Raw genomic sequence first — 16,841 nt, 5'->3', positions numbered from 1 at the left:
GGGGATCCAGTACCGGCTCGACGCGGTCGTGGGGCCGTTCAGCTGGCGCTCCTCCTATCAGGCGTGGCACCAGAGCGACAAGAAGGCGTCGCAGCTTTGCACCCTCTCCATCTACATGAAGGAACGCGGCGAGTGGGTCGATAAGTGCGACGGGGCGGAGAACACCGATATCGAGCCCATTAAGGGCGGGATCTCGGACAGCTTCAAACGCGCCGCCGTCATGTGGGGCATCGGTCGCTACCTCTATTCTCTGGAAGGTGTCTGGGTCTCGCTCAAGGACGGCAAGTACATCGTGGACAGCGAGTACGCGCGGCTGGACAGCACCTACGAAAAGATGGTCTTTACCCTGACGGGGCAGGCGCCGCCCAAGGCGACTGCACACCAGCGCGCTTCCATGCCGCCGGACGCGGCCGCACCGGACGGGCAGCCGGCGGCAGCGCCGAAAGCCGCGAAGACAAGCCCGCCGCCGCTCCAGTTTGACTATGCGGTGAAAAAGGCACAGCCCCAGCGCTTCAAAAGCGGCAGCGGATTTGTCCTCAGCCTGGTCCCCGCTCAAAAGGGGCCGGAGGTGGTCGCCTATCTGCAGGGGGAACACCCCGATATCGCGGATGGCATCTGCCTGCGCAACGTGAAGCTGGCAAAAGTACCGGGGGCCGCGGAGGGCACGACCATCAACATCATGCAAGGATATGAAATTGCGGCATAGGAGGAAGCTGAATGGACAAAGTAACCGGTTTTCGCATACGCGGCCTCACCCTTTCGGGATTCAAGTGTTTCGACGCACGACAAAGCTTCGCATTCGGCGGCCTGACCATGATCACCGGCGCAAATCATGTCGGGAAATCCAGCATCGCGGACGCCATCGCCTTCGCCTTCACCGGCACGACTTTTTATGGGGAGGGCAGGATCGACCGCCTGTACAACGAGCAAAACCCCGATATCGAGGTGCGCGTCACGTTGGAGGACGCCGCCGGCGCATCCCATGAACTGGTGCGAAGCCGGAAAAAGGATCGGATGAGCATTTCCTATGACGATTACAACATCCGCCAGCAGGATTTGACCGATCTGTTCGGTGAAAGGGACGTCTTCCTGTCGATCTTTAATCCCCTCTACTTCATTGAGAAAATGGGGGACGGCGGCAAGGCGCTGCTGGAAAAACACCTGCCCTTTGTCCCGCAGGAAGCGGCGATGGAGGGCATGAGCGAGTTCAACAAGCGGCTTTTATCCGGGAAAGACATTTTGGCACCGGAAAACTACATGAAGGAACTGCGCGCCGACATCCGGGAGAGCAAAGAGAATATCATCGCCCTGGAAGGGCAAGCCTCGCTGCTGATGACCCAGCGCAGGGAAACCGCCCAGGCGCTTAACCTCCTGAAGGTGACGCTTGGCGCCCTTGAACCGGAGATCGCCGCATTGGAGGCCAAAAAGACCGGCGGCGCGTCCGCGCTTCAGGCAAAGCTGGATGAAGCAGTGGCAAGGGAAAACGAGATCCTGTCCGATAAGCCGGCCCTGCCCGCAACCGCCGGGCAGGAACAGGAGCTGCGCGACTGCGAACTGGCGCTGGAACGCACGAGAGCCAAGGCATACGGAAGTAAATTTACCCAAGCGATTGCGGACACCACCGCCGCGCTGAACGCCGCATATGCCGAGCACAAAAGGATCAGCGCCCTCGCCGCCCATGTAAAGCCGGGCACGAAATGCCCCGTTTGCTTCACCGGGCTGACCGAACAGCATTTGGAGTCGGTTAAAAAAGAGCTGGCCCCTCAGCTGAGCGAAATCGTCACCCGGGGCGTGGGCCTGAAAAGCCAGCTGGCCGATTTGAAGGAGTTGGACAAAAAGGCTCTGGAAGCCTTTGAACAGTTCCAAAAGGAGGACGCCGCCAAGCACACCGCCCGGATCTCCCAGCTTCGGCAAAGTCTTGAAGCGGCGAAGCAGAGCTATGCCGCGGAGGTGGAATCCCATCAGGCCGCTTTGCGGCAGGCAAGGGCCGCGACTCAGGAACTTCAGGAGCAAATCGCGCTTTGCGGGCTGACACAGGAGGAATCCGACCGGCTCGCCGCCCTGCAAAAGCAGCAACAGCAGGCGCAGGCGGATTTTGACGCGCAGCAGGCGGTATACCGCGGACAGACCGATACCACAAAAGAAAAGATTGCTGAGATAGAAGCGCAGATCAAATCCAAGGAATTGCTGCTCGCCGCGGTCGCCGACTACGCCTCCCGCCGTGCGGAGATGACCTTTGAAAAGCTGTCCGCCGGAGAGGTCCGGGTGCGGCTCTTTGAGGTGTTCAAAACCACCGGGGAGGTCAAGGACTGTTTTAAGTTCACCTACCAGGGAAGGGATTACAAACGCCTTTCCCGTTCGGAGAAGCTTTTGGCGGGCGTCAGCGTTGCGGAATTGATCAAACAGCTCACCGGACGGAATTACCCCATGTTCATCGACGACAGCGAAAGCGTTGCCGGAATCCCCAGACCCACCGGACAAACCTTCCTCGCCCGCGTTGTGCCAAACGCGCCGCTTTGTGTGAAGGAATTTTCGGAACCCGACCGGCCACAGGTAAGCAAAGCCGCATAAACCCGCGCCCTACCGAAAGGCAGGTGACTCTATGCCGGACTATGTGGAAATCCCCATTTTGCCGGTGGCGCATCGCTGCGGGATCGAACTGAACCCAAAAACCCTCGACCGCGTGGAAGTGGAAGGCTACTGCCCTTTCTGTCATGCCCGGCATAACCACCTGTACCTCAACACCGAGCACAACCAATGGCACTGCAAGAAATGCGGGGCGCGCGGAAACGCGGTCACACTCTATGCGAGGGTACACCATCTGACCAACCGGGAAGCGTTCCGGGAGCTGATGCAGGATTCGGTGCTGCGGTTTTATCAAAAGCCGCAGCGCCCCGTCCGCACGGCGGTCACCAATCTGGCTCCGTTGGAGCGGCGGCACGACGTTTATTACGACCTGCTGCGGATGCTGGGACTTTCCCCCGCGCATCTGCGAAACCTGCTGGAACGCGGGCTGTCCAGGGAACGGATCGGAGAGAATATGTACCGCACCATGCCCGACGACTGGCGGGCGCGCCGGGACATTGCCTGTGAACTGGCGAAAACACACGACCTGTCCGGCGTCCCTGGCTTCTTCACCCGCGACGGGGAATGGAGCCTTTGGGGAAAAGAGGGGTTTCTAATCCCGGTGCTGACCAAAGATGGATATATCCAGGGATTGCAGATCCGTCTGGATGACGCCTCCAAAGGGAAATACCGCTGGATATCCAGCAACCCCGATTACCGCGACAAGCAGGGGCGTCCGGTCTTTGAAAACGGCGCCCGCGCTTACAGCTGGGTGCACGTCACCGGCGATCCCTCCAAAACCACCGTCTGCATTACAGAGGGCGGGCTGAAAGGCGACGCCGCCAGCTTCCTGCGGGGCGAGGCGCTGTTTGTCTGCGTCCCGGGCGTTAACAGCACCGAGTATCTTGTGGACACGCTCAAGGGGCTTACCCCGGAAAAGATTCTGGTTTGCTACGACATGGATCTGCTGGGCAACTCCGAAGTGGCAAAGGCGCTCCAAAAAATGCGCCGTACCGTGACGGAGCAGCTGTCCGTCCCCTGCGAGACCTTTCTATGGGACCCCGCCTACAAGGGGATTGACGACTACCTGCTCTACCGAAAGAACAAAGCCGCAGCTTAACGACGAAGGAGGAACTTTCATGGCAAACAATATTTCTAAGATGAGCGACCTGATGGCCGTTACCGGCGAAAACGCGCAGGTGCTGGGCAAGTTTGTTTACTTCTCCCTGTCCAACATCCTGGTGTACCGGGAGGATTTACAGCAAATTTGTGAGGCGATGGGGCTGGAGAATATCTCCGCCCCCCGCCCCTCCGACGCCAACGCCTTCCGCTGCGCCACCGGCGACATCAAGGGCCGGGTGGTGGATCAGATGCAGATCTACAGGGTCTTTTGCCGCGACAACGAGCGGCAGGGTGAAATCATCAGCCGCGAGCTGGTGAAGGAAACGCTGGACGCCACCACCAACCAATACGCCAAGCTGGCCAACCTTTCCCTCAACACCGGGCTCGGCCTCTTTTCCTACGATAATCTGGCGTTCGATCCCGTCATCAATCCCTATCCCTACTGCGAAGAGGCGCAGCGGTTGTATGAGCGGTACCAGCAGTGCGTGGGCCGCAAGCAGATCGAAACGCTGACCAACAATTTTCTCGACCGGATGCAGGCGCTGAAAATCTCGATCCACGGGCGCCTCTATTTTGTCCCCCGCAGCCATATGCACGAGGTTTCCCTGTTTGAGGACTTCATCGAAGCGCTCAATACCCACAACCAACACACCTCGCCGCTGGTCGTCAACTCCATGTACGTCATGGATGATGAGAAGCAGCGCAGGGAAATGGCGGCGGAGTTCTACAACAATGTCCGCAAGGAAATCGAGGAATATCAGGAGCGCGCGCAGCACCTGATTTCCTCCGGCAGCCAGAGCCCGTCGATCATGAACCGCTGGATTCTGAAAATTGACGCGCTGGAGGCGAAAAAGCGAGAGTACGAGGAGATTTTGAACCGTCAGCTGGACGACCTCAATTCGGAGTTTACAATCCTGCGGACATTCTCGCAGGAACTGGCCTCCCGCGTCCGGAGCATTGAACTGCAAAAAGCCGCGTGAAGGGATGAACGGCCAAGGCCGTGGTCCCAAGCGAAAGAGCCGTCACGATAAAACGTGGCGGCTCTTTTTGTATAATATTTTGTCAAAAGTGAATTATAAAGATATTAGTATTTTTATGATTTATTTCAATTTTCAATATAATTTGATACCATTAAAGCAACAAGGTGGTGAGAAATGTGGGGATTGATTATAGAAAAATCGGAAACCGGATTGGAGCTCGCAGGCGCTTTTTGGGCATCGGACAGGAGCAGCTGGGGCAGATGGTGGCCTTGAGCAAGACCCATATTTCCAACATCGAAAACGGGAAATCAGTCCCCAGCGTGGAAACTATCGTCAGCTTGGCTCGGGCGCTGGAAACGACCCCCAATGCTTTTTTGTTGGGAGTAGACAGTGATTTGACATCACCAGATTATCGCAGCCTTGCGGCACAGATAAAATCCTGTTCTGAGCTGGAGCAGCGTTTTCTATCCATTACTGTGGAAGCGATTGTCGAAAAAAGTCAAAACAATAAATGAGCGGGAGCCAAGCAGTGTGAATGCTGTACAGCTCCTGTTTTTTTATAAAAAAGGGGAGGGATCGTTTATGGTAATCACCGCGCGCTACAGGGCCTTGCCAATGCAAGGCGGCAGTTATTTTTGCTTTGGAGTGAGGAAATGCACCGTTGCCCGCACTGCAGCAGCGAATTGCGTCGTAATGGGTGGCGCAAGCGGTCGTCCACCGGCATGGACGGCGTCCGGCATACTTATCTGCTGCGCCGTCTCCTTTGCCGCCGGTGCGGCCGGATTCACCATGAACTGCCTGTCTTTATGGTTCCCTACAAACGGTATGAGGCTCAGGTCATTGAAGCTGCAATAAGCGGGGATCTTACCTGTGTGCCCTGTTACGATCAGACAATACGGACATTTCAAAGATGGTTTGAAGCGCTTTTCAAACCGCTGGAAAGGAAATCCACCGTCTTTCAGAAATCTTCCAGCGTTTCCTCACTCCATTTTGCCAGGCAGAACGGCAGATCCAAGCGTGGTTGGCTTTCCCTTTTGGTCATGCAGCTTGTCAAGGCGCAGGTTTGGGAGAAAGCAACCCGTTTTCTCTGTTAAGTCCTCTAAAAACAAAATATAATGGCTGTAACGCGGAGATTTTATCCGATCAACCGTGAAATTAGGCGGTCGATACAGCCACCCGACAGAAGCAAGGCTTGTATTTCACGCCGCTATACCATTGGGCGGCATCAATACAGGCGTTTCTTTTTGTTTGTGGGGATTTGTAGAATTGACAATTCTGTGAGGCTGTGCGAGGGGCCGGAAACAGGGAGGGTGAGGATTTGGAACAGACGGATGTAAAAAAATATGTGATAGAACTATTGAAAAGCCACAATGCGCTTGAACAGGAGCGCAAAATGCTGCTTTATGAGCAGGAACAACTGGAGAAACTATCCGAGGACGAGACCATCGAGTCTATGACCTTTGCCACAGGATCAGGGGAACGGGTGGACAGCGGCGACGTTTCAGATAAAACCGTGTCCATCGCTTTGAATTATCGGCAAAGGCATCAGGAACAAAAGGCACAGGCCCTGTTTGAGATCACTTCCCGAATTGATTGGATTGAAGATACGCTTCGCCGTCTTGACTTTTATATAGACGGCTTGGCGGCACACCAGGCGTCCATTCTCCGGGACTATTATTTCGAGGGCTATACTTGGCGCGAACTGCAGGACCTGCGCGGGGTCACCTTCAAAACGCTGATGAAGTACCGTGACGAAGCTGTAAAGGCTCTTGCCGCAAAGTACGGCGCGCTTCAAAAGCTGGGTCTGTTGAAATAAAGAGGCACCCATACAACGCTACTACAACAAAGATACAGCTTATTTACAACGCTTTAGGGCTTGCCATTCGCTTTCAGATGTGGTAATTTGTATTTGTAAAGAAAGACTTTCGAGGGGGAATAGACCTCGAAGGTCTTTCTTTTATGCTTGTCACTGGCAGGCATATTTTTTCGGGACAGCCCATATATTGGAACAAAGACGGCAGGAGGTGGCGACCCATGCTCACAATGGAACAGTTGGAAGCAATGAAGCTTACCAATGTGGAAACTGTTGACAAAGAACTTTTAACCGATATGCAGGCTGTCCAAATTGATCCTTCCTTGCCAAAGGAAGAAAGAATTTTACAGTATGTGGAGCAGATCAAGAACCCCTATTGCTTTCGATGCGGACAGGTGGTTGTCAGAGTCAAATTTGATGAAAACAGCCCTTCCTTGCAGGAAAGGCTCATTCACTACTTTTCATCAGCGATCTGAAAAACACACTTGAGATATACGCGCTGAAAGGGGCTGGACATATTAAAAAAACCATGCTATTTTATAGCTAGGACATAATATGGCTTCCGCTTTCATGTGCGTATACTGAAAACGCATATGGGAGTGATTGAATGAACGCGAAAAAAATTTGGAATGCTGACATTTATCTTCGTCTTTCCAAGGAGGACGAAGATAAGGAAATAGGAAACAAACGGGACAGCGACAGCATTACCAATCAAAGAGAGTTGGCTCTGGCTTTTATCAAGGACAGAGCCGATATCTGTTTACATGAAATACGAGTAGATGACGGCTACACTGGTTCTAATTTTGTTGAGGTAAGATAACGTAACCTTTTTTGCAGAGGGTGTTATCTTACCTCTTTTTGATGTATGTTAGATAGCATAACTCTTTACGTCGGCTCCAATCTGTCTGAAATAGGAGATACTTTCAGTAGGCTTGTCGCCTGTATCAACTCTGCCGACAAAGCTATAAAAGATTTCGATTTTGCGGGTGTTCGTTTCCTTATCCAGTTCGTGAATAAGAATGCGGTCAATAAATTCATGGACGTTTTCGTAGGTCAGTTCGGTAATGGCGGTGTATTTGCGTACCAGTGCGACAAACCTTTTCACGTCCGCGCTGCGCTCGGTGGCGTTGTCAATTTCCTGTGACAGTTCCGCAATCCTCCGGGTCAGCGTCTTTTTTTCTTCGTCATAGCCGGAAGTCAGAAAAGCAAATTGTTCATCTGAAAGTTTCCCTAAAGCGTTGTCCTCATAGAGCTTGCGGAACAAGATATTCAGCTCGCTAATCCGGCTCTGCGCCTTGTCAAGCTCTTTCCGTTGCTGCGTCAGCGTCTTTTGTACTGCCTTTGCGCTGCACTCGTTGGCGGTTTCGATAAACTCCTGTTCATGCTCTTTCACATAGGACAATACCCTTTGTAAATCGGCAAGGACAAGTTCTTTAAGGACGCTCTTTCGGATATAATGGGTAGTGCAAAGCTCGCCAGTCCTTATCCTGTTTCGATACTTGCCGCAAGTGTAGGCGTGTTTGCGTTCCAGTGTCCCGGCTCCCTGTTGCAGATACATTTTATAGCCGCAGTCCCCGCAAAAGAGAAGCCCCGAAAAAATGTCAATTTCATCAACCTTTGTAGGGCGGTGTTTGGTGGCAATCCGTTTCTGTGCAAGCTCAAAGGTTTCTTCATCAATCAAGGGTTCGTGTGTGTTGGGGAAGAAGTAACGCTTTTCCTCCGGGTTCTTCTTCGTCTTTTTCGATTTGTAAGATACCTTATAGCTCTTGCCTGTAATGGTATGCCCCAAATACTCTTTACGCGCCAGAATGTCATAGAGCGTCTTATCCGGCCAGTTGTAAATACAATTCGGGTGTGGGCGGGGGTGCCTGTGGCTTCCTGTGCGCCTGTACTGCAATTCTGCAACAGTCAATACCTCATGTTCCCGTAGCCAGTTCTGGATTTCGCAGATACGGTCGCCGCGCACATACATAGCGAAAATCTGTTTTACAATGTGCGCCGTTTCCGGGTCGGGCAATAGATGATTGCGGTCGTTGGGGTCAGCTATGTACCCATAAGGCACTTGCCCGTTGACGCGCTCGCCTTTCTGCGCCTTTGCCTGTTTGACAGCCCGGATTTTCTTTGAAGTGTCGCGGGCGTAAAACTCGTTGAACCAGTTCCGCAGAGGGGTAAACTCGTTATCTTCCCTTGCTGTGTCTACACCGTCGTTAATGGCAATGTAGCGCACTTCATATTCGGGAAAAACAATCTCTATCAGCTCCCCGGTTTTCAGATAATTACGTCCCAGACGGGAGAGGTCTTTTGTTATGACGGTCGCCACGTTCCCGGCTTCAACTTCGTGCAGCATGGCTTGAAGCCCCTCACGCTCAAAGCTCACGCCGGAAAATCCGTCGTCTACGAAAAAGCGCGTGTTGAAAAAGTGGTGTTCGTCAGCATACTTTTGTAAAATCATCTTTTGGTTCTGTATGCTCTCGCTTTCCCCGGCCTGCATATCTTCCTGGCTCAATCTGCAATATAAAGCGGTAATCTTGTCTGTCTGTAACATTTTGTCCTCCTTTCCGACGACAGACAAGCATGGCATTTGTACTGTCTATATTATACCACATACCGCTGCCTGTGTCATGTATAAAATGTGAAGAAACGCCCTATTTCCGGGCGTTTGCGGGGTTCAGTTCCATGTCTTTGCGAATGAGTTTTTTTATCTTTTTATCCAGTGTGTCCGTTGCGCGTTCACTTGCGGACGAACATACAAGGTAAGTAACTTTTCCTATTTTATGCTCCGTTGTGGTAACGGGCGTTTGGTTTTGCGTCAAAGAAAATCCCCCTTTCTTTCGCAAACATATAATACAGTCTATGAATAGCAGCAAGTCCACTATTCAATAAAACAAAGGCTTTAATCGGACGGTTATTAGCATAACCTCATGGGAATTTCACCCCGGCATGGTTCTCATGCAGCCCTACCCATTGCCTGCGACGCTCTTAACGCTCGGACTGTGGCTGTAAGGAAGTATCATTGTATATTCTGCGTGTCGTCGCCCGCAAGCCGCTACACTTGCTTTCCGGCGCGGTGTTGGTCGCTCGGCTGTCCGGGCGGGGATAACCTCACCCGGATAGCGTCATGGCGCACCCGCCGTATGGCTCGGCGCAAAAGGAACGTATCCGATTTGCCCTATGCTGCGCCGCCGTTATCTTGCGCCGCTTTCTTTGTCAAGGTTCAGAATGGCTTTGCTGCCGCGTCAGCAGCGGAACGGAAAAGGGGGAGAGAGAAAGCGTCCCGCCGCCGCTGCGGTTTATTCCTCTGCCTTAAAGGTGAGGACAGCCATCATCAGTTTTGCTTGCAGCCGTTCCCGAATGTCGTGGTCTACGCCGAAATAGACATTCCCGCGCTCGTCGTACAGCTTCCGCATGGAGAGGCGGGCTATGTAGCCGCTGAAATGCTGCAAGACAATCTTCATAGCGTCCGGGTCGCCCTTTGTCGCTACCACAATGACAGGATAGGGAACAAGGGCATTTTCCGGGTAGCCGGGTTCGTTACCATTCGTCCCATTCATCAGCATTTTCCTCCAGATATTTTCTTAATCTCTCAAAAGAGCTTGTCCGCCTGTACTGTATCGTGCTTCTCGACGTATTGAACAGTTCCGCAATCTCGGTATCGTTCATTCCCTCGAAGTAATACAGCAGTATGGCTTTGCGCTTTTCTTCCGGCAAAGTACGGATTGCTTCAAGAAGCAGCTTTGGCGTGATTTTCTTCCCGGCTTTCTCAAAGACGGTTTCAACAGTTTCCCGTTTGAAATATTCATCAAACGTATGAAGCTGTCGCGCTTCGTCTAAGGTCATGTCGGAAAAGGTCACTTCCTTTGCCCTGTGTCTGCGAAGCTCTCTATGAGTGTCGCACGCTTCATTGTGAAGTACCGTATTACAAAACTTCTGAAAAGCACACTGTTTGTAAAACTCCCTGCTGTTAGGTTCCACATTCTCACCTCCTTTCTCGTTGGAAAGTTGGTGGTGCTTCCCCCTTTTCGCGGGGCAATACGGCGGTTTTCAAAAACGCCGAAGATTTTTTGAAATTTCTTCAAAAAATTTTTTGAGCAGCAAAATGCGCCTGTCCGAAAAGCCCGGACAGGCGCATTGGTATTGTGAGTAGTATTTAGATGATTAGACAGTTCATATATACAAGCGTAATTTCCCCCGGTGGTGGTCGGGCTTTTTTTGATGTGTCAATGACCGTCGGATTTTGTCGATATGGTATGTGCTTCATGGCGGCTACCTCCTTTAGCCGCCGCTTTTAACAGTGATACCGCGTCATTTCTTGAGAAGATAAAAAGAAACGGCGGCTTTGATTTTTCAAAGCTGCTGCGGAAATCAAAGAACGACAAGCAACAGTTCTGATTTTGCTCCAATATGGTTATTGGGGGCACAAATTAAATCAAAAAAGAGCCGATAACAGCAGTATTTCAAACTGCATATTATCGGCTCTGCGTCTGTGCGTCTGGCTCTTTTAATTAAATTATTTTTGTTGTTTTTTGGCTTTATTATATGTATTAGCTAACTGTCCACAAGCTGCTTTAATCTCTCTACCATGAGAAACTCTCATGGTAACTTCAAGTCCTGTTTGCTCTAATTGATGTTTGAACGCAACCATTTCTTGTTTTTGTGGTGCTCTAATTTTTGAATTACTCGTCGGGTTGTATTGCAGCACGTTAATCATAACATTTTTGCCCTTAAACCATTTTGCAAGTTGCCTTATATCTGAGGAACGGTCATTTATACCTGGTAAAAGCAAATACGCAAATACCACTTTTCGATTATGCCTTTGTGAATAGGACAATGCTTGCTTAACAACATCTTCAATAGCGTACATGTGCATATGAGGAATGATACAGTTTCTCACAGCCTGTGTTGCTGCATGTAAAGATATTGTCAACTGAATTTTTAGATGTTCTTCGCGCAATTTTTTTAATTGATTAACTGGACCAACTGTTGATATGGTAATGCCGTCGGTTGGAAAGTTAAGTCCATTTCTATCTCGAAGAATATGGATTGCTGCAATCAAGTTGTCGTAATTGAATAAAGGTTCTCCCATTCCCATAAAAACGATACGATTTACTTTTTGACGTATCAATATGACCTGCTGCACAATTTCAGACGGTGTTAGATTACGAACGAAACCATTGCGTCCGGACTCACAAAAAATACAGCCAACAGAACAACCAACTTGCGTACTTACGCAAACAGTCCCACCATCTCGCCGTTTAATAAAAACCGTTTCGATATACCTGTTGTCTTTCAATTCATAAACATACTTTTCAGTATCGCTACTTTTATAGACTTTTTTTGTTGATATTGATAGATTTTTTTTGTGAAATGGCTGTTTATACAATTTCGCATATAAGGCTCTTGCTTTATCCTCTCCAATTACTTCCGACATTTCTTTGTAAGTAAATCCGTATGGGTCATTCAATATTTCCGTAGGTGTACTTTTAGGTAAGTGTTTCATTTAATATCCTTCCTTTTCAAAATTAAAAAGTTTGTTTTTCAGAGTTTTTGATTATGATTTCTAATTTTTCAACATCAACGATATGTGTTAATTTACATTTAGGGCAGAAAAGAGGAAAATTTCTTAATACCGTATTATAAAATACTTGAACCCTCGTCTTTCCGTTACAAATTGGACATTTTATCCAATATTTTTCAAGCATAATATTTCTCCTTTTGCGCAAAAAAATACAGGTCAATTCTCAACATGAGCATTGACCTGCATTTATACATATAACACTACAACAAAATTAAGGCATAGTTTTTATACTATGTCTATACATCGTTAGTTTTGTTGTATAGCATACGCAAAATAAGCATGACAAAAAAGCCCATATTGAAAATGGGAAAAATCTTTTTTAATTTCAATGCTTATCGAATACGCATGCTATGTAACATAAACATTTCCCCCCTTTTAATAATACTATACAAAAAAAGCGGCTAGTTGTCAACATATACATATGAATTATTTTAGTCAACTGATAGAACAGTGTAGACATATCCAAGAGGAAAGGTGAACAGTAAAATGTAATAGGGTGAATAATTATGGCAAAAAGACCAGTACCGAAATACGACTTCAAGGCTTTTGGGGCAGCGATAAAGGCGGCGCGGACAGGGCGCAAGGAGAGCCGCAAGAAAGTAAGCGACGAAATGTTTATCTCGCCGCGTTACCTTGCGAACATTGAGAACAAGGGGCAGCACCCAAGTTTACAGATTTTCTTTGAGCTTATGCTCCGCTACAATATATCCGTAGACCAGTTCCTTTTGGAAACGCCGCCGGAGAAGAACACGCAGCGGCGGCAGCTCGACGCGCTTCTTGACGGTATGAGCGATACAGGCATACGGATTGTGACCGCAACGGCAAAAGAGATTTCCGAAGTCGAAAAAGAGGGCGAATAGGAATGTCCGGCTTAAAACTGAACAGGATTTAGAAAGCGTTGCAATCTTTTTTGAATTGCAGCGTTTTTCTTTTGCGGAAGTTTGGCAAAATAGCTTTTTCTCCGTAGTAAGGGATAAGGGCATAAGGGATAAAAACATTCGTAGCAAGCATAGGAAGCGGGTACCCACTTCCGTATTTTCGCCCTCCCGCGCTGCGGCGCGTCGGTTGAAAATGGCTTGTTGGGAAGTGTCCCAAACCCTCGGAACGGAAAGGAAAGGAGCGAAGCAATGGACGGACGGAAAAGGACGGTGCAAATCAAATTCAGAGTGACGGAAGCGGAACGGGATTTAATACTGGAAAAAATGAAGCTCGTACCCACCCGGAACATGGCGGCGTATCTGCGGAAGATTGCCATTGACGGGTATATCATTCAGATAGACCACGCCGATATAAAGGCAATGACCGCAGAGATACAGAAAATCGGTGTCAACGTCAACCAGATAGCCCGCCGCGTGAACGCGGCGGGGAACGCATACCAAGAGGACATAGAGGAAATAAAGGGGGTGCTTGCGGAGATATGGCGGTTACAAAGATTAAGCCTGTTAAAAGCACCCTAAGCAAAGCCCTTGACTATATCGAAAACCCGGACAAGACGGACGGGAAAATGCTCATATCCTCTTTCGGCTGCTCCTATGAAACGGCAGACATTGAGTTCGGCTATACCCTCTCGCAAGCACTGGATAAGGGCAGCAATTTAGCCTTTCACTTGATACAGTCCTTTGCGCCGGGGGAAGTGGACTATGAGAAAGCCCACGAAATCGGGAAGCAGCTTGCCGACGCGGTGACAAAGGGGCAGCATGAATATGTTGTGACGACGCACATTGACAAGGGGCATATCCATAACCACGTCATTTTTTGCGCGGTGAATTTTGTAGACCATCACAAATACAATTCCAACAAAAGGAGCTATTACGGCATACGGAACATGAGCGACAAGCTGTGCCGGGAAAATGGCTTGTCCGTCGTCGTCCCCGGCAAGGGCAGCAAGGGAAAGAGCTATGCGGAGTACCAGGCAGAAAAGACGGGTACAAGTTGGAAAGGCAAGCTAAAGATTGCCGTTGACGCGCTTATCCCCCAAGTTTCCAGTTTTGAGGAATTGCTAACGCGGTTACAGGCGGCGGGCTATGAGATAAAGCCGGGGAAATATGTTTCATGCCGCGCCCCCGGACAGGAACGCTTCACCCGCCTAAAAACCCTCGGCGCAGACTATACAGAGGAAGCCATAAGGGAACGGATAGCGGGCAGACGGGCAAAGGCGGCGAAAGCCCCCAGAGAGCAGCGCGACGTTTCGCTGCTTATCGACATTGAGAACAGTATCAAGGCGGCGCAGAGTAAGGGCTATGAACAGTGGGCGAAAATCCACAATCTGAAACAGGCAGCTAAAACCATGAATTTCTTGACGGAACACAAGATTGAACAGTACGCGGATTTAGTCAGCCGGATTGAGGAAATGTCAGCGGAAAGCGGACAGGCGGCAGACGCATTGAAGAACGCGGAAAAGCGGCTTGCGGACATGGCGGTGCTTATCAAGAATGTTTCCACCTACCAAAAGACAAAGCCCGTCTATGACGCATACCGCAAGGCAAGGAACAGGGAGAAGTACCGCGCCGGACAGGAACAGGCGATTATCCTACATGAAGCCGCCGCAAGGTCGTTGAAAGCGGCGGGCATTGCAAAGCTCCCGAACCTTGCCGCGCTGCAATCGGAGTATGAAGCCCTCCAAGCGCAGAAAGAAGCCCTTTACGCCGACTATGGGAAGCTGAAAAAGAAAGTCCGGGAATATGATATTATCAAGCAGAACATTGACAGCATTTTACAGGCAGACAGGCAGCCGGAACGTGAAAAGGGAACAGAGCGCGGATAAGGATAGCAAAATCCCCGCCGCTGTGCTATGATAAGGCTATCAAATACAGACAGGAGCGTTGAAGCATGGAAAACCAGAAAATGCCGGAATATGAAACCATACGCGCCGCCGTTGCCGGGGAAAAATGGGCGGTGGAGAAAGTCGTGGAGTGCTACAAGGACGAAATCGACAGGCTATCGACGGTAGCGGTCAGACAGCCGGACGGAAGCACGAAACAGGAAATCAACGAAGATATGCGCCAGTCTATCACAAAGAAGCTGATAGAAGCCCTCCCGCAGTTCCCACTTGAAGAAATGGAAAAGGGAAATGTCAGATAGGCAAAAAAAGAACAGGACGCGGAAGCCGGTATATGACTTCCGCGCCCTGTCTTTTTATGGGTGCTGTTTTCGTGAATGTTACGCAGTAGAACGCCATTTTCGGGGATAAAGGTATAAAGTATCGCCTATCCGATTTTCACGCCCGGAAAGCCCTGTAAATCAAGGGATTTTCCGCGCCTACTGCGTAACAGGGGTGCGTCTTTTCCTCATGCGCTCGGCGGCTTGTCTGCGGGTGATACGCTTCCGGCAGACGGGGCAGTATTTGACACTGTTAGAGGTTGACGCAAAGAACGCGCCGCACTCGGTACATTTCTTCTTATCCCCTGTCTGGTAAAGCTCCGCATAGAGCAGCCTGTCGGCGGGAAGCACCGCAACCCGGAACCACTTGCAGAGAAGCGAATAGGAAATGAGCTGCGGACATACGCATTCGTCTCCGTCGTCCAGTAAGATACAGTTCCCGTTATCATAGTTGCAGCACGTCCGGCGCACAAGGGCGTTGACTTTCCGGCTCTGGGGCGGCGTCAGCCGCTTAACCCCGTTCATACTTCATCAGCGGCGTAAATGGGAAGCTCTGCAAATTCCGCTTCGGTCAAAGCGTCCACTTTGGAAAGGGTGCGCTTTGCAAGCTCCCGCATATCCGCGTCCATGTAGGGCAGCGCGGCGTTGACATTCTCAATCAAAGCCCGCTTGCCGCCCTCGTTGTAAATGCTCAAAAGGTTTGTTTCTTCAACAGTCAGTCTAATCATGCTCATACCTCCATATCGTGATTTTTTGTTTTTGCCGCCGCCTTTTTCGGGGCGGTCTTTGCCTTGTCTGCTTTAAGTTGCGCCCGGATAGAGGGGCGGGGCTTCCTTATCTCCCTGTCCCGGTTCTCCCCCTTGTCAATCAGCGCATACGTCCCATGTCTGCCCTCGATTTTGGAAAAGGAAAGAGTCTTATAGGGCAGCATGGAGAAAAGGCGGTCAGTGTCCTTTGTGGCTGCAAGCCGCATGAACGCCGGGGAAAGCTCTGCCATGAAATGGGTCTTGTTCGGGCTATTCGGCTCATAGTGCCGCTTCATTTCCCGCACAATGCGCCGCGCTTCCGTTTCAATCAGCCCGTCCCGCAAGGCTGTGATATGCGCCTTGAAGTCCCCCGGTGGAAGCTGCTCCCGGCTGCGCCGTTCTTCCTGTAAGAGTGATTGCAGCGCGTCCGGGTCGTCGGGTAGGGCTTCAAAGCGTTCAAACTTCCCAAGCTGCGGGTCTGGGTTGCCGTTGAAGAACCGTCCGGCGGGTATCTCCCTTTCCCCTCGCTCATAAATCAGCTTCACCGTATCGGCGGGCAGTTCCTTTTCCTTGACGCGCTCATAATGTTTAGCGTAGTCCAGTTCGTACAGATTGCCCTTAATTTTCCCGCGCTCCTTTCCCGTCAGCTCGATTGCATAGGCAAGGACGCGGTCGCTTGTCTGCTCCATGTAGAAACGCCATGTGTTGTGGGGCGCGGTGTCTTTGAGGAAAACGTCGCGCTCCCGGAAACAGTGCGTCCCGGACGGGCGGCAGAACCACAAAAGGGTCTTGTCCTCCCTGTTGGGGCTTGCCGCCGCCTTTGCGATAATCTCTTTGTCAATGTCTAAGTCGCTCTGGTAAAAGCCTGTGTTCTGCTTCATAATCGCTTCAAGGGAAGCGAACAAATCCACGTTTTCAAATTTACTCTGTTCCGGCATGGG

Annotated in this window: 22 protein-coding genes; 13 read left to right on the top strand and 9 right to left on the bottom strand. The window is 50.5% G+C overall.

Annotated features, from left to right (window positions below):
- The 9 genes from DWV16_RS10700 to DWV16_RS10660 all read left to right on the top strand — a co-directional run.
- A partial coding sequence (locus tag DWV16_RS10700) for a Rad52/Rad22 family DNA repair protein (RefSeq protein ID WP_243007311.1) occupies positions 1-706 on the top strand: 706 nt, incomplete at its 5' end.
- A gap of 11 nt (positions 707-717) precedes the next feature.
- Positions 718-2,571, top strand: a complete 1,854-nt coding sequence (locus tag DWV16_RS10695; RefSeq protein WP_118479137.1) for an AAA family ATPase — start codon at positions 718-720, stop codon at positions 2,569-2,571.
- A 31-nt stretch (positions 2,572-2,602) separates the two neighbouring features.
- Complete coding sequence (locus tag DWV16_RS10690; RefSeq protein ID WP_118479135.1) at positions 2,603-3,685, top strand: DUF3854 domain-containing protein; 1,083 nt, start codon at positions 2,603-2,605, stop codon at positions 3,683-3,685.
- 19 nt (positions 3,686-3,704) lie between these two features.
- The gene (locus tag DWV16_RS10685) at positions 3,705-4,667 is read left to right on the top strand and encodes a DUF6744 family protein (RefSeq protein WP_118479133.1); all 963 of its coding nucleotides are present in this window, start codon (positions 3,705-3,707) and stop codon (positions 4,665-4,667) included.
- A gap of 176 nt (positions 4,668-4,843) precedes the next feature.
- Positions 4,844-5,182: a helix-turn-helix domain-containing protein gene (locus DWV16_RS10680; RefSeq protein ID WP_158572847.1), complete on the top strand. Its 339-nt coding sequence runs from the start codon at positions 4,844-4,846 to the stop codon at positions 5,180-5,182.
- Between the two features lie 138 nt (positions 5,183-5,320).
- Positions 5,321-5,761: a DUF6431 domain-containing protein gene (locus DWV16_RS10675; protein ID WP_147349455.1), complete on the top strand. Its 441-nt coding sequence runs from the start codon at positions 5,321-5,323 to the stop codon at positions 5,759-5,761.
- Between the two features lie 224 nt (positions 5,762-5,985).
- A complete protein-coding gene (locus DWV16_RS10670; protein WP_118479127.1) occupies positions 5,986-6,483 on the top strand; it encodes a hypothetical protein in 498 nt (165 codons plus the stop codon).
- 218 nt (positions 6,484-6,701) lie between these two features.
- A complete protein-coding gene (locus tag DWV16_RS10665; RefSeq protein WP_118479125.1) occupies positions 6,702-6,956 on the top strand; it encodes a DUF6870 family protein in 255 nt (84 codons plus the stop codon).
- 131 nt (positions 6,957-7,087) lie between these two features.
- Positions 7,088-7,300, top strand: coding sequence for a recombinase TnpX (locus DWV16_RS10660; protein ID WP_118479123.1), 213 nt, complete (start codon positions 7,088-7,090; stop codon positions 7,298-7,300).
- 48 nt (positions 7,301-7,348) lie between these two features.
- On the opposite strand, the gene DWV16_RS10655 is transcribed toward DWV16_RS10660, so the two are convergent.
- From DWV16_RS10655 to DWV16_RS10620, 6 genes are all read right to left on the bottom strand, one after another.
- Positions 7,349-9,025, bottom strand: a complete 1,677-nt coding sequence (locus DWV16_RS10655) for a recombinase family protein (RefSeq protein ID WP_019727566.1) — start codon at positions 9,023-9,025, stop codon at positions 7,349-7,351.
- 100 nt (positions 9,026-9,125) lie between these two features.
- Entirely contained in the window at positions 9,126-9,353 is a 228-nt protein-coding gene (locus DWV16_RS10650; RefSeq protein ID WP_004607973.1) for a transposon-encoded TnpW family protein, read from the bottom strand.
- A 417-nt stretch (positions 9,354-9,770) separates the two neighbouring features.
- Positions 9,771-10,031 carry a helix-turn-helix domain-containing protein gene (locus tag DWV16_RS10635; protein WP_019727567.1) on the bottom strand — a complete coding sequence of 87 codons (261 nt, stop codon included), beginning with the start codon at positions 10,029-10,031 and terminating at the stop codon, positions 9,771-9,773.
- A complete protein-coding gene (locus tag DWV16_RS10630) occupies positions 10,012-10,452 on the bottom strand; it encodes an RNA polymerase sigma factor (RefSeq protein ID WP_008978027.1) in 441 nt (146 codons plus the stop codon). Before DWV16_RS10630 ends, DWV16_RS10635 begins: the two co-directional genes overlap by 20 nt.
- Before the next feature lie 535 nt (positions 10,453-10,987).
- Positions 10,988-11,977: a 23S rRNA (adenine(2503)-C(2))-methyltransferase RlmN gene (rlmN, locus tag DWV16_RS10625; RefSeq protein WP_008978028.1), complete on the bottom strand. Its 990-nt coding sequence runs from the start codon at positions 11,975-11,977 to the stop codon at positions 10,988-10,990.
- A gap of 22 nt (positions 11,978-11,999) precedes the next feature.
- A complete protein-coding gene (locus tag DWV16_RS10620) occupies positions 12,000-12,179 on the bottom strand; it encodes a cysteine-rich KTR domain-containing protein (RefSeq protein WP_002588768.1) in 180 nt (59 codons plus the stop codon).
- 382 nt (positions 12,180-12,561) lie between these two features.
- On the opposite strand from DWV16_RS10620, the gene DWV16_RS10615 reads away from it, so the two are divergent.
- The 4 genes from DWV16_RS10615 to DWV16_RS10600 all read left to right on the top strand — a co-directional run bounded on the left by DWV16_RS10615 (position 12,562) and on the right by DWV16_RS10600 (position 15,136).
- A complete protein-coding gene (locus DWV16_RS10615) occupies positions 12,562-12,915 on the top strand; it encodes a helix-turn-helix transcriptional regulator (protein WP_008978029.1) in 354 nt (117 codons plus the stop codon).
- 267 nt (positions 12,916-13,182) lie between these two features.
- On the top strand, positions 13,183-13,512 hold the full coding sequence (gene mobC / locus DWV16_RS10610) for a plasmid mobilization relaxosome protein MobC (RefSeq protein ID WP_008978030.1): 330 nt from the start codon (positions 13,183-13,185) through the stop codon (positions 13,510-13,512).
- Complete coding sequence (locus DWV16_RS10605) at positions 13,473-14,819, top strand: relaxase/mobilization nuclease domain-containing protein (RefSeq protein WP_008978031.1); 1,347 nt, start codon at positions 13,473-13,475, stop codon at positions 14,817-14,819. Before mobC ends, DWV16_RS10605 begins: the two co-directional genes overlap by 40 nt.
- Positions 14,820-14,884: 65 nt before the next feature.
- A complete protein-coding gene (locus DWV16_RS10600) occupies positions 14,885-15,136 on the top strand; it encodes a helix-turn-helix domain-containing protein (RefSeq protein WP_002585088.1) in 252 nt (83 codons plus the stop codon).
- Positions 15,137-15,313: 177 nt separating this feature from the next.
- Here DWV16_RS10600 and DWV16_RS10595 read toward each other — a convergent pair whose 3' ends face one another.
- The 3 genes from DWV16_RS10595 to DWV16_RS10585 are packed head-to-tail and all read right to left on the bottom strand — an operon-like array spanning position 15,314 to position 16,838.
- Positions 15,314-15,679: a cysteine-rich VLP domain-containing protein gene (locus DWV16_RS10595; protein WP_067539660.1), complete on the bottom strand. Its 366-nt coding sequence runs from the start codon at positions 15,677-15,679 to the stop codon at positions 15,314-15,316.
- Positions 15,676-15,882, bottom strand: a complete 207-nt coding sequence (locus DWV16_RS10590; RefSeq protein ID WP_002569181.1) for a transposon-transfer assisting family protein — start codon at positions 15,880-15,882, stop codon at positions 15,676-15,678. Before DWV16_RS10590 ends, DWV16_RS10595 begins: the two co-directional genes overlap by 4 nt.
- A 2-nt stretch (positions 15,883-15,884) precedes the next feature.
- The gene (locus DWV16_RS10585) at positions 15,885-16,838 is read right to left on the bottom strand and encodes a hypothetical protein (RefSeq protein WP_008978032.1); all 954 of its coding nucleotides are present in this window, start codon (positions 16,836-16,838) and stop codon (positions 15,885-15,887) included.
- Between the last annotated feature and the right edge of the window lie 3 nt (positions 16,839-16,841).

Source organism: Anaerotruncus sp. AF02-27, from assembly GCF_003465835.1.
Classification (GTDB): domain Bacteria; phylum Bacillota; class Clostridia; order Oscillospirales; family Ruminococcaceae; genus Anaerotruncus; species Anaerotruncus rubiinfantis.
The sequence above is the reverse complement of the archived record's forward strand: the minus strand, read 5'-3'. Positions and strand labels throughout refer to the sequence as shown.

Excerpts from the sequence above, each read along its gene's own strand:
- DWV16_RS10665 (WP_118479125.1), top strand. The coding sequence starts at position 6,702 with ATGCTCACAATGGAACAGTTGGAAGCAATGAAGCTTACCAATGTGGAA.
- DWV16_RS10600 (WP_002585088.1), top strand. The coding sequence starts at position 14,885 with ATGGAAAACCAGAAAATGCCGGAATATGAAACCATACGCGCCGCCGTT.
- DWV16_RS10695 (WP_118479137.1), top strand. The coding sequence starts at position 718 with ATGGACAAAGTAACCGGTTTTCGCATACGCGGCCTCACCCTTTCGGGA.
- DWV16_RS10675 (WP_147349455.1), top strand. The coding sequence starts at position 5,321 with ATGCACCGTTGCCCGCACTGCAGCAGCGAATTGCGTCGTAATGGGTGG.
- DWV16_RS10620 (WP_002588768.1), bottom strand. The coding sequence starts at position 12,179 with ATGCTTGAAAAATATTGGATAAAATGTCCAATTTGTAACGGAAAGACG.
- DWV16_RS10635 (WP_019727567.1), bottom strand. The coding sequence starts at position 10,031 with ATGAATGGGACGAATGGTAACGAACCCGGCTACCCGGAAAATGCCCTT.
- DWV16_RS10605 (WP_008978031.1), top strand. The coding sequence starts at position 13,473 with ATGGCGGTTACAAAGATTAAGCCTGTTAAAAGCACCCTAAGCAAAGCC.
- rlmN (WP_008978028.1), bottom strand. The coding sequence starts at position 11,977 with ATGAAACACTTACCTAAAAGTACACCTACGGAAATATTGAATGACCCA.
- DWV16_RS10590 (WP_002569181.1), bottom strand. The coding sequence starts at position 15,882 with ATGATTAGACTGACTGTTGAAGAAACAAACCTTTTGAGCATTTACAAC.
- DWV16_RS10660 (WP_118479123.1), top strand. The coding sequence starts at position 7,088 with ATGAACGCGAAAAAAATTTGGAATGCTGACATTTATCTTCGTCTTTCC.
- mobC (WP_008978030.1), top strand. The coding sequence starts at position 13,183 with ATGGACGGACGGAAAAGGACGGTGCAAATCAAATTCAGAGTGACGGAA.
- DWV16_RS10585 (WP_008978032.1), bottom strand. The coding sequence starts at position 16,838 with ATGCCGGAACAGAGTAAATTTGAAAACGTGGATTTGTTCGCTTCCCTT.
- DWV16_RS10690 (WP_118479135.1), top strand. The coding sequence starts at position 2,603 with ATGCCGGACTATGTGGAAATCCCCATTTTGCCGGTGGCGCATCGCTGC.
- DWV16_RS10595 (WP_067539660.1), bottom strand. The coding sequence starts at position 15,679 with ATGAACGGGGTTAAGCGGCTGACGCCGCCCCAGAGCCGGAAAGTCAAC.
- DWV16_RS10655 (WP_019727566.1), bottom strand. The coding sequence starts at position 9,025 with ATGTTACAGACAGACAAGATTACCGCTTTATATTGCAGATTGAGCCAG.
- DWV16_RS10615 (WP_008978029.1), top strand. The coding sequence starts at position 12,562 with ATGGCAAAAAGACCAGTACCGAAATACGACTTCAAGGCTTTTGGGGCA.
- DWV16_RS10685 (WP_118479133.1), top strand. The coding sequence starts at position 3,705 with ATGGCAAACAATATTTCTAAGATGAGCGACCTGATGGCCGTTACCGGC.